General features: G+C 40.9%; 5 protein-coding genes. 4 read left to right on the forward strand and 1 reads right to left on the reverse strand.

The features are described 5' to 3' along the window. Window positions 1-155 precede the first annotated feature (155 nt). Entirely contained in the window at window positions 156-3341 is a 3186-nt protein-coding gene (locus QZL88_RS19160) for a GH92 family glycosyl hydrolase (RefSeq protein WP_296944079.1), read from the reverse strand. Between the two features lie 876 nt (window positions 3342-4217). On the opposite strand from QZL88_RS19160, the gene QZL88_RS19165 reads away from it, so the two are divergent. From QZL88_RS19165 to QZL88_RS19180, 4 genes are all read left to right on the forward strand, one after another. Then, on the forward strand, window positions 4218-7703 hold the full coding sequence (locus QZL88_RS19165) for a glycoside hydrolase family 38 C-terminal domain-containing protein (RefSeq protein WP_296944081.1): 3486 nt from the start codon (window positions 4218-4220) through the stop codon (window positions 7701-7703). 21 nt (window positions 7704-7724) lie between these two features. After that, window positions 7725-10073, forward strand: coding sequence for a GH92 family glycosyl hydrolase (locus QZL88_RS19170; protein WP_296944083.1), 2349 nt, complete (start codon window positions 7725-7727; stop codon window positions 10071-10073). 131 nt (window positions 10074-10204) lie between these two features. Then, window positions 10205-13375: a TonB-dependent receptor gene (locus QZL88_RS19175; protein WP_296944085.1), complete on the forward strand. Its 3171-nt coding sequence runs from the start codon at window positions 10205-10207 to the stop codon at window positions 13373-13375. An 11-nt stretch (window positions 13376-13386) separates the two neighbouring features. After that, window positions 13387-15354, forward strand: a complete 1968-nt coding sequence (locus QZL88_RS19180; protein ID WP_296944087.1) for a RagB/SusD family nutrient uptake outer membrane protein — start codon at window positions 13387-13389, stop codon at window positions 15352-15354. Window positions 15355-15357: the final 3 nt, after the last annotated feature.

Genomic DNA, 15357 nt, shown 5'->3' on the forward strand with positions numbered 1-15357 from the left:
TATCTTTTGATTTTAAACATCTGTCGGCACTATTTGTTTTGTCTTAATAGAAAAAGAATAATCCCTCAACAGTTTTTCTGTTGAGGGATTATTCTTTAAACCAGAAAGTTATTTTATACCAAAATACTTTCTTATTTGTATTAATCAGAAAATATTTATTCTCCGATGCCCCAATTCATATTTGGAATATTGCCCATTTCAAGGACAAGGCTACCGCCTTTCAGCAACTCCGATGCAGGGAAATGGAATGTGTTCAACTCCTTGCCGTTCAATGTTGCTTTCTGTACATACATATTCTTTTTGGAAGCATTCTTCGCTTCAATTGTGAATTTTTGTCCCCGTCCGTATTTTCCATCCAGATTGATCTCTACTTTTTCGAAGAGAGGACTGGCTATCTCATAGATTGGATTTACACGTGTTCCTCCATCTACCTGAAAAAGCCCGATAGTAGTCATCACAGCCCATGCGCTCATTTGTCCCTGGTCTTCGTCGCCCAGATATGCATTTGCCGGTTCATAGCCATAATAACGGTCTAGTATGGAGCGGCTCCATTTTTGAGTAAGCCAAGGTTTACCTGCCCAACTGAATAGGAATGCAAAATGCATCGATTGCTGATTACCTTGCACAATAGGGTGATCCCAGTATTGGTCGTTAGGGGCATTGTAGCGCCAAGCTTCATCCTGATTGAAACCCCATTCGAGGCGATCAAGGAAGCGTTCCTTTCCAATCTTTTCTACCAATGCCGGAACATCCTGTGGAACGAAGAACGTTAACTGCCAGGCATTTCCTTCCACATAGTGATGATTGGCCCCGCTACGGAACGGATCGAAATTTTCCATCCATTTGCCCGTGCTGTCTTTCATATGGCAGTATCCTTCGTCGCTTATCACATTTTTCCACCAATAGCCACGGTCATTGAAAGTATTATATACCTCTGTATTGTCCAAGGCTTTGGCAAATTGTCCGACAGTCCAGTCGTCGTATGAATACTCCATCGTATTGGAGAAGCGTCCCAGATTCGACGGTACGTATTTATATTTCATATAATGGACAAGGTCACGGTTTCCGGCAAATCCTTTAAATACTTTCTGAGCCGGAGTCGTCTGCATTTTTATCGCTGCTTCTAGGGCCTTGTTCGCATCGAAGTCACGGATTCCCATTTGGTAAGCTCCTACAATCAACGGAATTTCATGTTCGCCCACCATAACCGGTATATAGTTTAATCCGGCCGGGCCTTTGGCAAGCCATCCGTTAGCATCATACATAGCCAATTGCGAGTTTACCCATTTATTACTCCATTCGGGAGTGACCAGATTCCAGAACTGGTTGAGGTTCCAGAATGTATTCCAGAACGCATCACAACCCAGCATCGCGTTCTTAGACGGGTCTGCAACCTTTTGTAGTTTTCCGTCAGTAGATATCCATTCTCCGTTTACGTCGCTCCATGTATTACGACTGCATGCACGGTACATATTATTATAGAAGCGCACTTTTTCCAGTCTGTCGTTGGTTGTGATTTGCACCCGGTTGAAGATATCATTCCATGTGTCTACCTGATTTTGGCGGATTGCATCAAAATCCCATCCAAACTGAGAGCTGACCTCGGCTCTGAGGTTTTCGGCCGCATTAGCGACACTAACGAATGAAATACCTGACCGCACTTGTACCACAGGATGCTTCGACTGGTCGAATTCGACAAAAACACCTGCATCTTTACATTCTCCTGTAATTAGCTCGCTTACATTATGCGATACATCTTTGTCAATCCAGCGTCCCATGTTTTTGATTGGCTGATCAAACTCTATAACAAAATGTACATTGTAATCCTGATCGGCATCGTAACTCCATACATTTGGCGAAAACTGATGTGTAGAGCCTTCTATACGATAATCGCTTACCTTGCGAAGTTTCACTTCTTTTAGTTGAAAGTTTTGCTCTGTAGGTGGATGCAGGTCTATCATAATCTTCGCCCCGTCACGGTCAGTTGGAAATGTAAATCGTTCAAACCCGCAGCGTGTAGTTGCTGTAACTTCCGCTTTAATGTTATAATCTGTAAGGTTCACAGTATAGTAGCCTATATCGGCGACTTCGGTGCGTTTGTCTATGCGCGAGCGGTAGCCCTCATCCGGCTTTTGCTCGTCTCCTATCTGGGTTTTCAGTTCTCCGTTTGTAGCCATGACACCAAGTCCGCCCAGTGTCCACTCATGTATATGACTGAAGCAGCCTACACTTTCGAAAGAGGGTTGGTAACCTGCCTGCCAGCCATTATTCTGGTTGTCAGGACTCATTTTTACCATGCTGAACGGCATCCAGGGGCCGGGTGCTATCATCCAGCGCGAATGAGCTGTACCTATACGGGTATCTACATAGTCGGCAGGGGTTTGTAGCTTTTGTGGAGAACGTTCTATTGTGCCTCGCTCTATTTCAACACCGTCTCTTAAGATACGGTAGTTGCTTTTTCTAGTTTTTTTTACTTGAGGCATAGGTGCTTCCAGTTGATATCTTCCGGCCTCAATCACTTGGCTTAGGATTTCTTTTCCATCAAGCTGAACACTGATTTTAGATGAACCATCGAGCCATTCAGTATCTACAATCAGCGGCTGATATCGGTTCTTTCCGGTATTCAGTTCATAAGCTGCCGGATAAATATCCCTGATGAAAAACTTATCAGCATTTGTAACTTTTACATTTTCGGGACCTTCCAGATGTACTTCATCGAATAATATCCAGGAACCTTCCAGAACTGTTATTGAGACTAGGTTACCGCCTTTTTTGAGGGTACTTGTATTTATAGGTATTTCGATCGTTTTCTTTGTTGCATTCTGTAGCTTATCTGTGATGGATAATGTATCCGTTATTGCTTCCTGAGTATGTGCTTTACGCTGTTTAGCCAGAGCTTCTTTATCTCCCAACTGGAATTTTTCGTCTTGTGTGTTTATACTTACTTTAACTAGTGGAAGAAATGTTTTGGCATAGTCGAGGAGGTTTATAACAAGTTTCCATTCCCCGTTTGCCGGAATATTATCAAGGCCGAACAATATATTCACCTGATGCGTACGCCAACCGGAGGTCGGCCATGTGCCGCCCCATGTATCAGTAGGACCGGGGAGTACATATGGAAAATCTTTTTTTATATCAGAATGGCCTATCAAATAGAATTTGTCCTCATATCCGAAATCATTGGCTAGGAATTGCCTGAAATTGTCCGGCCCTAAGGCAAATTCAGCTGATGAATTGTTTAAAGTCCCTATCGACCAGACTTTGTTTTCTGATATCCGCTCCGCAAAGGCCGAGATTGCGAATGCACATATCGCGATTGTCAATAAAATGCTTTTTTTCATATTAATATTATGTGTTTATTGGGTTAGATCTTTTATCTGGTTAGCTTATTAATAGCTTTCTGTTATGTATGTTCATACATTTATGGAGTGTAAAGTAAATTAGTTTTTTCTAATATTCAAAATATTAAGCTTCTTTTTTTGTGTTTTATATTTAACGGTTCATTATTGTTTTGTTCTTTATTTTTTTACTATGTTCATACATTTTAGTAATATAGGTGATGGTGTGTAGGTGTTATTTGGGGATTCTTGTTTGTTATTTTATGATAGATGTGTATTGGTGAATATTAGTGAGAGGTTTTTGTCGTTGCTGTGCGGATAATTGGTGATTTTGGTTTGTTTTTAGACTCTGGTTGTATTAAGGTGTGATTGGTGTCTCATTAGTCTTAGATGAAAATGAAGGGGTGAGAGAGTGAATTGCTTCAGTAGCGTCATCTTTTTTCACTTTTTATATAATTGTATGAACAATATATTATTATGTATTTACAGGTTTTATGGGGTTCGATTAATATTTAACATAGTTAAAAATGTTCTTGTTGTTGTTTGTAAAATATTTATAATTAGTTAATTGTATGCTATTTATTATTTTGACAAATTCTATTTATTGAAAAAAAAAATCAAAAATAATGTTTAAGATAAAAACATTTTATATATTAGCTGCCTGAAAGTATGTTCATACATATTGTAATGGGTGAGCAAAAGTGGAATAGGATATGCTAACTTGGGGAATAGGGGGCTTTTCAATTTTAGAAACAATCTAAAATGCTCTAAAATACTCATTGTATCGTAATTCAAATTAGGTGAAATTTTTCTCTTTATAAAATGGGTTACCTATAACTAACGTGATTAACCATTAATACTAACAAAAAGTCTAAAAATATGAGGATGATAAGAAAAGGTATCTTTTCTCTTCTGATCTTAGTGAATACCATCGGAATATATGCGCAAAGTACCAAAGTATATACTCAGATTCCATCCGATCAGATTCAGGCAACGGCAAGTAGTGAATTGCCGGGGGCGACAGCTATGATGGCTGTTAATGGCGAAGGAATGAACGGAGATATGCATATAGCGCATAATCTTGGACACACAATGTGGACATCTCAGGCTTCTACGAAAAAGGTACGGGCGAATGAATTTACCAGAGAAGGTATTGTCTGGTTTATGTGCGAGGTCGGTAGTACTTCAACTCCCGCACAGATTGATTTGATCAGAATATGGAATGACAATCAAAGCCAACATACACGCAGGGGGTTGAAGAAAGTATATATAGAATACTCTGCTGATGGGAAGATATGGAAACTCTTGAAAAATAATGGACTGGATTATCATATTATAAATGAATCGAAAGGACAGAATCCCGAGCCTGCGAATTTCACATTTGATACAGGCGGGATTAAGGCGAAATATATATGTTTTACAGCCGATGCTGATGGAAACGGTAACTATTATGATCCTAAAGATAAATATATAATCAGGGAAGCTGCTGACATGCAGCAGAATGTAAATTATTACGGACTGAGTGAGATAAGATTCTACAGGAAGGAAAACAAACAGATTTCGAAACTTACTCCATTAAATAAGATGTCTTTCGTTGCTTCACAAGGATATTTGAAGACTGATAAAGGGCCGAGCCGTGAATATACATTGAAATTTGATGTACCCCTGTTTTGTGGAGGAGAACTCGAATTCGATATAAATGGACGTAAATGGAGGGAGGCTGTCAAGCCATCCGCGATAGGAATATCTGTGATCGAAGGGCGGTTCCCGGCAGGTTATATGGAAGAGAGCGCCGAAGTATCGGTGAACTTTCGCAGCAAGCAAGGTAATCTAACTGATAGCTATACTGTTTTGGGAGCTCGCCAATGGAAACTGTATTTCTTACCCCATTCACATTTGGATATAGGTTATACACATGTGCAGGATGATGTAATGAAGCTACAGTGGCGCAATTTTGAGCGGGCGCTGGAACTGGCAGAGCGTACAGCGGATAATCCCGAAGGCTCACGATTCAAATGGAATTCGGAGGCTACATGGGCTCTGATGGGATATCTCGATCATTACAAAGGGACGGAGAAAGGCGATAAAATGATTCATGCTATTAAAGACGGTATGATTGGCGTCGATGCATCTTTGGGTAGCATACTCACCGGAATTTGCAAACAGGAGGAACTTATGCACATGTTCGATGATGCGCACCGCATTTCCGAACTTACTGGTGTGGAATTCAATACGGCAATGATGAGCGATGTTCCCGGACAATCGTGGGGCATGGTTACGGCAATGGCTCAGAATGGTGTGAAGTATTATTCATCGGGACCCAATTATGTACCTTTCTACGGAAAGGTAGGTAATGACCGAGCCGCACATCTGCATGTGAAGTGGGGCGATAAACCGTTTTACTGGCTATCTCAGTCAGGTAAGGAAAAAGTATTATTCTGGCAGACCGGCAGGGGGTATTCATGGTTTCATGGCTGGTTGATAAACAGGCTTTCTGCTTGTGGTGTAACTCCTATATGGGAATACCTTACCGATTTGGAATCGAAGGAATATCCGTATGCTACTACTTATCTGCGTTATACGGTGAACGGAGATAACGGGCCGCCCGATCAGTGGATGCCGGATGTAATAAAGGAGTGGAACGAAAAATACGATTCTCCTAAGTTTTATATAGGTACTACCAAAGAACTTTTCACAGAGTTTGAAAAACAATATGGTGATGATATTCCGGTTTATGGCGGCGATATAACTCCTACATGGGAAGACGGAGCAGCTTCTACAGCCCGCGAACTGGCGATGAATCGCGAAAGTTCGGAACGTCTCAACCAGACCGAGATACTATGGAGTATGCTTCATCCGAAGCAGTTTCCTGCAAATGATTTTCTGGAGGCTTGGAAAAATGTTGTCCTGTTTTCGGAACATACCTGGGGGGCTTCGGCCAGCGGGACTGAACCTGAATCGGAGTTTACAAAGAAACTGTGGGCTGGAAAGAAATTGTACGCGGATAATGCAGATTCGCAGTCGAGAAAACTTTATGCCGATGTCTTTTCAGGAATGCAATCCGATAAAGGCAGCTATATACATGTATTCAATACCAATCTGTGGAAAAGAACTGATATAGTGGTCATTGAAAAGGGTAGTGACCTGACAGGTAAAGTATTGGAAAGCCCATCAGGAGAGATCATTCCTTTGCAGAAGTTGCATGACGGCAGATGGATATTTATGGCAAAAGATATTCCCGCACTTTCGTCTGTTGTATATAAAGTTTCGGATGACAAGAGAAATATGGTAGGCATAGCTTCAATGATAAACGACAATATACTCGATAATGGTATTGTAAAGGTTGAAATAGACAAGATAAAAGGTACAATTTCTTCATTTACAAAGGCTGGTGAAGACTATAATTATTCATCCGAGCGAGGTTTGAATGATTATATCTATACAGGGCGTTTTGCTTCAGATCCGCAATGGGTAGAAAATATCAAACAAATTATTGTACTGGATGATGGCGAAGTTGCAGCGACCTTGCGTGTAGAGTCGGATGCGCCGGGCTGCCGTTCGTTATGGAGAGACATTACGGTATATAAAGAGTTAGGACGCGTAGATATTCTGAATACGATAGATAAAGAGAATATTTATAAGCCTGAAAACGTCCGTTTTATTTTCCCATTCAATATAGCCCATGCAGATATCAAAATGGATTTGGCAATGGGAGATATGCATCCCGAGCGTGACCAGCTGGCAGGAGTGAATAAAAATTACTATTCGATACAGAACGGTATCAGTGCAAGCAATCTTAGCCATGGAGTCTACCTGACAACGATAGATGCTCCTTTCGTAGAACTGGGAGAGATGAGCAGCGATGTATGGCGTAAGGAAGGAGGCGGACTTGGCTGGTGGTCTTCAGCTTTGATTTCTCCGAAGATATATTCGTGGGTAATGAATAATTCATGGAGGACAAACTATAAGGCATCTCAGGAAGGTATTGCAGCATTTCGTTACTCGTTGGAGCTATTCGATCCGTTCGATCAGCAGCTTAAGAAACAAGGCACAGAGCAGGCTCAGAAAATGATTGCGGTTGTTTCCGAAAAACCTGTCGGAATAGATAATCTATTCAGGCTTAAAGGTAAGAATCAGATTTCGGTATCTACCATAAAACCTTCCGACGATGGCAAAGGTTATATTATACGCTTGTTGAATCTCAATGATCAGAGTGTACATTCTTCATTTATCTGGAATAGAATGCAGGCAGACGATGTGTACTTCTGCGACCATAACCAGCAAAGGACAGGTGATTTCGACGATTCTTCTTTCTGGCTAAAACCTCATGAATGCATAACCTTGAAAGTTATCAGTAAAAAATAAACCGAAAAACAATTTTATAATATGATAAAACGAATTATTCCAATTACAGTCCTTGCAATTTCTTGTATAATGGCATCTTGCGAGAAAAAGCCTCTCTTGTCGGACTATGTTGATCCGGGTATCGGAACAGCCCATTCTCGCTGGTTCTTTTATACTCCGGCTGCCGTTCCGTTTGGTATGGCAAAGCTTGCCCCCTCTACAGACGGGCACTTAGGAAATTCGGGCGGATGGCAGGCTGTAGGCTACGATGCTCGGCATACATCTATCGAGGGTTTTGCTAATTTTCACGAATTTCAGGTGGGTGGTGTTGTTATAGCACCTACAGTCGGTAAGCTACAAACTGTTCCGGGAGCATTAGACAGCGTTCAGAACGGCTATCGTTCTACCTTCGACAAAAAAGATGAATTCGCCTCTCCGGGATACTACTCCGTATTGCTCAAAGATTACAATGTGAAAGCCGAACTCACAGCAACAAAGCGTGTAGGGTTTCACCGTTATACATTCCCCGCATCGGAAGAAGCCAACCTGATATTCGATATCGGCAACCGTCAGGGAGAAAGCGGATATGTGAAAGATGCATCGGTGACATATACCGACGACGGACGTATAGAAGGATGGGTTACCACCATACCGGTCTATGTGAATATATATCAAAAAGGTGCTACCGTGTCTATGTATTTCAGCGCCGAACTGGATAAGAAACCAACGGCGTTCGGTTCGTTTGTAAAAGATACCGTATATCCCGATTCGAAGACTCAGACAGGAGTCGGAGCCGGACTTTATTTCAAATTCAAGACTAAAGACCAGGAGGCTGTAAATATAAAGATAGGACTATCCTATACTTCCATAGAAAATGCACGCCTGAATATGGAAACCGAAGCTAAAAATATGAGTTTCGACAAAGCTCATAAAAATGCGACCGACACATGGGAAGAATATCTTGGGCGCATAGAAGTGGAAGGTGGGGAATACAACGACCGTGTGAAATTCTATACAGGCTTGTATCATGCGTTGCTTGGCCGTGGATTGGCTAGTGATGTGAACGGGGCTTATCCCAAAAACGATGGTGGAGTAGGGCAGATAGCTCTGAATGAAAAGGGAAAACCAAGTCATAACCATTATAATACAGATGCTATCTGGGGAGGCTTCTGGAATCTTACCCAATTGTGGGCTGTGGCTTATCCCGAATATTATTCAGACTGGATACAGAGCCAGCTTCTTGTCTACAAGGATGCCGGATGGTTAGGCGATGGCATTGCCTGTAGTAAGTATGTATCGGGTGTAGGAACTAATTTTACGAGTTTGGCTATAGCAGCAGCATACAATTGTGGTATCCGCGATTTCGATGTGAATACTGCATACGAGGCGGCCCTGAAGAATGAAATAGATGGAAAAGATCGTTTGGCAGGAGCCGGTAAGCTTGATGTGGAGCAGTTTGTCAACAGAGGCTACTCACCTTATACAACCAATCTGTCTATGCGTACGACTTCCGAAGGTTCCGGTTTCGGGGCTTCGCATACAATGGAATATTCATTCAGTAGTTTTGCTGTAGCTCAGATGGCAAAGCATTTGAACAAGGAGGACGATTATAAACTTTTATCGAAGCTATCGGAGGGTTGGAAGACTCTTTTCGATCCTGAGACAAAACTGATACGTCCGCGTGACGACAAAGGCGAATTTATAAAAGATTTTGATCCCTTTGCTCCTTGGATCGGGTTTCAGGAAGGGAATGCGATACAGTACACATATTATGTGCCTCATCAGATAGATGAACTTATCAATCTGATAGGTGCAGATGATTTCAATGTACGTCTCGATAGCACATTCCAGATATCACAAAAGAATATATTCGGCGGAGGGCAGACTATAGATGCATTTGCAGGCTTGCACACATATTACAATCATGGTAATCAGCCCAATCTGCATATCTCCTGGTTATTCAACTTTTCGGGAAAACCTTATCTATCACAAAAATGGGTGAGAGCCATCTGTAACGAATTCTACGGAGTAGAAGGCATTCACGGATACGGATACGGACAGGATGAAGATCAGGGACAATTAGGCGCATGGTATGTAATGGCCGCAATGGGACTTTTCGATGTGAAAGGTCTGACAGAGATAGATCCTATGTTCCAGATCGGTAGCCCGCTGTTCGACAAGATTACTATCAGGCTCAACAAGGATTATTATCCGGGTAAGGAGTTTGTGATAGAAACACTGAATAACTCGAAAGATAATATGTATATCCAATCAATAGATGTGAATGGAAAACCCCATAATACGGTTCAACTACCTTTCTCGGAAGTAGTCAAAGGTGGTCGTATGTCAATCAGCCTATCAGATAAACCTAACACAGAACTGAATAAATGATTTTAAAATAATAACTAAAAATTCAATCCATGAAAATGAAAGATTCGTTTGATACTGCTACCTAGAGACATAGGCGTAAAATGAGACTTAAATTATTATTGATTTATCAAACACATTAAAAACTATGAAGTATGAAATTTAAAGTTAACTTCTTAAATCTATTTAGCCTGTTTAAAGTTTGCATGTGCGCCACATTACTGCTGGCCTCTGCAAATCTTTATTCGCAGCAAAGCAAGACGGAGGTTTCAGGTGTTGTAAAAGACGCAATGAATGAAGCCATTATAGGAGCCAGTGTAGTAGAAAAAGGAACTACCAATGGTATAGCGACTGATGTAGACGGGAGTTTTTCAATAAAAGTAAATCCAAATTCTACATTGGTAATATCTTCTATCGGATACGTAACGCAGGAAATAAAAGTAGGGAATAAAACTTCGCTCAAAGACCTTAATATAGTACTGGTAGACGATAGCAAGCTGATGGACGAGGTAGTGGTTGTTGGATACGGTGTGCAAAAGAAAGCTACACTGACAGGTGCAGTTTCTGCCATTAAGAATGAAGAGATCATTACAACCAAGAACGAAAGTGTGCAGAATATGCTTACCGGAAAAGTGGCAGGTTTGCGTGTCGTTCAAAACTCATCCGAACCCGGACAATTTAGCGGATCGATGGATATACGCGGTTTAGGAAGTCCGCTGATTGTTATAGATGGAGTTCCACGTGGTAATATGGCGCGTTTGGATGCAGAAGATATAGAGAGCATTTCGGTACTTAAAGATGCTTCGGCAGCTATCTATGGTGTTAACTCGGCAAATGGTGTTATTTTGGTAACAACTAAGCGAGGCGAAAAGGGAAAGGTTAGCCTTAGCTATTCGGGGAATGTGTCTTGGCAGATGCCTACTAACTTCCCTGATCTGGCAAATGCAGTAGACTGGATGACTCTATTCAACGAACGCACAATGCATAATGTAGACGGGCCTAACCGTCCTTATACAGATGAGCAAATCGAAGCTTATCGCAATGGTACAATACAGAGTACCGATTGGAAGAAAGAGGTTCTTCGGAGCAGTGCACCTCAGACTATGCATACATTAAGTGCTACCGGAGGTACAGAGGCGTTGAGTTATTATGCGAGTATCGGTTACCAGACTCAGGAGAGTTTCTTAAAGACAAATGCCATTAACTATGAGAAATATACTATTCGTAGTAATATTTCTTCTCAGATAACTAAAAATCTCCGATTTGATTTAAATCTGGCTGGATTACTCGATGAGCGGCAATCATCAGTTTATAGTTCTAATGATATTGTACGGGGTATGTGGCTTATGCAACCGATGGATAAGGTTTACTATAATGAAGAAGAAGGTCAGTACTGGCAACCTACCAATGGCGGATTACAAAATCCTGTCACTATGATGAATAAAGGTGTAACCGGCGCTAACTCATATAAAAGTAAATGGTTTCAATCGAATGCCTCTTTGAGATATGATATGCCATTCGTTAAAGGCTTGTATGCGAAAGGTATGTATAGTTACGACTATACGTTGAATGATAACAAAGAGTTTATGAAAGCTTATAAACTTTACGACTCGGGTGGTGCAGCAAAAACATGGAATGGACAAAGTGATGCCCCAAATAAGGTATCCCGGTATTTTTACGGAAAGGATGCAACCTTATGGAATATCCAGATTGGTTTCGACAGGCAATTCGGTAAACATAATGTGTCGGCGATGGCACTCTATGAGAATACGCATAAAGAAGGAGATAACTTTTATGGTAACAGACAGCTTCTATTGCCTTTAGATCAGTTGTTTACAGGTATAACGGATAAGATGCAGATCAATCAGTCCACAGCTGCATCTTCTCTTTACGATTATGCATACAATGCTTATGTAGGACGTGTTAAATATGATTTCACAGGTAAATATCTGGCTGAGTTTACGTTAAGGCATGAGTCTTCATCAAGATTCCCGGATAATTCCCGTTGGGCAACAACTCCCGGAGTCATGGCAGCCTGGCGTGTATCAGAAGAGGGATTCTTTAAGAAATCACCACTTAAATTCATCGATAATCTGAAACTACGCGGATCTTACGGACGGATGCTCGATGATGCGTCAACAAACGATTATAATTTCTTGACGGGATATTACTATCCGGCTTCTGGCGGTAATAGTGCAGGACTTCCTTCTGGTTATATTTTTGATGGATCATTCGTCAATAGTTCCAGCAATAAGGGGCTGGCAAATACAGCTATTACCTGGTATAAATCCGATATGTTGAATATAGGCTTGGATATGGACGCATGGAATGGATTCTTGGGCGTAACTGCCGAGTATTTTCAGAGAAAACGTACAGGCTTGTTAGCGACTCGTTCCCAGTCGATTCCGGGGATTGTAGGTGCTTCCCAACCGCAGGAAAATCTGAATAGCGATCTGACGAGAGGTTTCGAATTGGAACTTAGTCATCGCAACAGAATAGGTGATTTTGATTATCAGGTGAAAGGTAATATGTCATTTACTCGTGTAAAGACAATATATTATGAACAATCGAAGAGAGGCAATTCATACCTGAACTGGAGGGAGAATAACAATGAACGCTATAATAATATATGGTGGGGATATGGAGGAGACGGACGTATAACCAGTTGGGATCAGATATATCATAATCCTGTTTATATCGGGCGTGGTACTACTCTGGGGGATTATCAATATCAAGACTGGAATGGTGATGGGCAAATAAATGACCTGGATGTACATCCGCTCGCAATGAACGGTATGACACCTCTGATTTATTATGGAATCACTATATCTGCATCATGGAAAGGGATAGATCTTACTATGCTATGGCAAGGTGGAGGTAAACGCTATGTTGCTCCAAGACAATTTTTATATCAGCCTTTGTGGGCAGATACGAATGCTCTTACACAGTTCTTGGATCGCTGGCGTCCGTCGGACCCTACCGCAAGCCCTTACGATCCAGCTACAGAATGGATAAGCGGACATTATGCTTATACCGGAACCAGCCCGAATTATAATTCTGAATTTAATATTCAAAATGGTGCATACTTAAGGCTCAAGAATATAGAATTGGGATATACACTTCCAAAGAAATGGCTTTCGGCTTTGAATATACAGAATGTTAGGGTATATGTAAGTTCATATAATCTATTGACATTTACTAAATTAAAATATATGGATCCTGAATTTTTTACAAATCCTGACGATAGTAAAGGTGGATTAGGTGATTACGGATATAGTTACCCGCTCAATAAAACTGTTACAGTAGGAATGAATATAAAATTCTAAATATTAATATTATGAAACATCTAAAATATATATTATTACTTTGTCTGGGTTTGTTCATGGCATGTACAGATTTGGATATTCCGCCAAAGAATATAATCGGTGACCCCGAAATATTCGGTACTACAGAAGGTACTATGAGTTATATAGCGCGGATGTACAGCAGGCTTCCAATGGAAGATTTCAGGTACAATTATGAAAAAAGTGGCTTGTTCAATAATGCAGATACAAAATATAAGCAACAATCCGGTTTGACAGGAGAGGCCTTGGGTCGTGATACCAAAGGAGCTGAAGCTGAAAGTGCAAGTTATTGGGATGTAGCTTATTCTGCGATCCGCGATGCCAATTTATTTATAGAAACACTCCCGAAATATGCGTCAGCTCATAGTCAGGCCGACTATAATACTTATTTGGCCGAAGCCTATTTTGTGAGGGCATTCCTTTATTATTCGCTGGTTAAACGTTATGGTGGTGTACCTAAAGTGGATTATGTAATTGATTATCCGGCGAGTGTCGATGTAGAGGGTACAAGGCTTTTCCGTGATTCGGAAGAGGCTATATGGGATCTCATAGCTTCTGATTTGGATTATGCAATAACTAACCTGCCAAAAACGAATCAAAAAGGGCGTGCCAACAGATATGTTGCTGCTGCGTTTAAATCACGCACCATGCTTCATGCAGGATCGATCGCTAGGTACAATACAATCAGTGAGGAATACAACGGAGTAAGGATATGCGGAATTCCGTCTACCCGAGCAAACGATTATTTCAAAGCGGCTTACGAAGCCAGTAAAATTTTAGATGAAACTACAACGTATGGCCTTTATGAAGCTGAATGGGTTGACGGGGATAAGACCGCTCAAACAACTAATTTTGTTAATATCTTCCTTAAGGATACAAAGGAGAATATATTTGTGAGGTATTTTAAGGATCCGGAGTCAGTACATAATTTTGATGATTCGGCACAACCAATGCAGACATCTACAGGAGGTAATAACTCGGAAATCTGTCCGACCCTGGATTTTGTAGAAATGTTTGACGGTATAGATAAAGATTCCAATGGGAAATTTAAAAATCTGGATTCCAATGGAAAATATATATTGTATAATTCTCCACTTGATGCTTTTGCAAACTGTGAACCTCGTTTGAGAGCAACGGTAATACTCCCTATGGATGAGTTTAAAGGTAAGACTATAGACTTGCGTCGTGGAATATGGACAGGGACCGTGGGGACAGGTATCAGCCGGCTGATGCCTGAAGGTAGTGTTACCGATTATAATGTAGTATATGGAGAATCAAGTAATTTGAAGCTTTCAAGCGATTTTTCTTTCAACAATCAGGCAGCTAATGCTATCTTGTTGAAGGATGGCGTTAGTAAGATGAAAAGAGCCGGAGAAAGTGGTGTTGTTTCGGGATGGGATTTCGGAAATATCAGTGGCTTCTATCTTCGCAAATATTTGGATCCCAATCTGGCGGATAATAATGGTAATAAATCGAGTCAGAATTGGATTGAAATCCGCTATGCAGAAGTGTTGCTCAATCGTGCCGAAGCTGCAAATGAACTATTTCTTGCTGGTGTAAGTACGGCATCTACAGGAGAAAGCTATCGCGAAGAAGCATTTCGTTGTATCAATCTTATAAGAAGACGGGCAGGAGCTACATTATTGACAAGTTCAGCTCCTTTGAGTGATATTAATGTGGTCCGGACTGAAAGGAGAAAAGAGCTTGCTTTCGAACATAAGACTTATTGGGATTTGAAACGTTGGAGAGTCATCTATGATGAACAAACTAACAGACGCTACAGAGTTCTATATGCTTTTTATTCCACCGATGCTGAAAAATATTTTCTGGACTCAAGGTTTATGGAATCAAAAGCCGGAAATAACTATATTTTTAATTTCGATACTAAGAATTATTATCAGCAAATACCTACAGGTGAGATAACTAAGAATCCGAACTGTAAGCAAAATCCGGGTTATTAATAA

The sequence above is a fragment of the uncultured Dysgonomonas sp. genome, assembly GCF_900079725.1.
Taxonomy (GTDB): Bacteria; Bacteroidota; Bacteroidia; order Bacteroidales; family Dysgonomonadaceae; genus Dysgonomonas.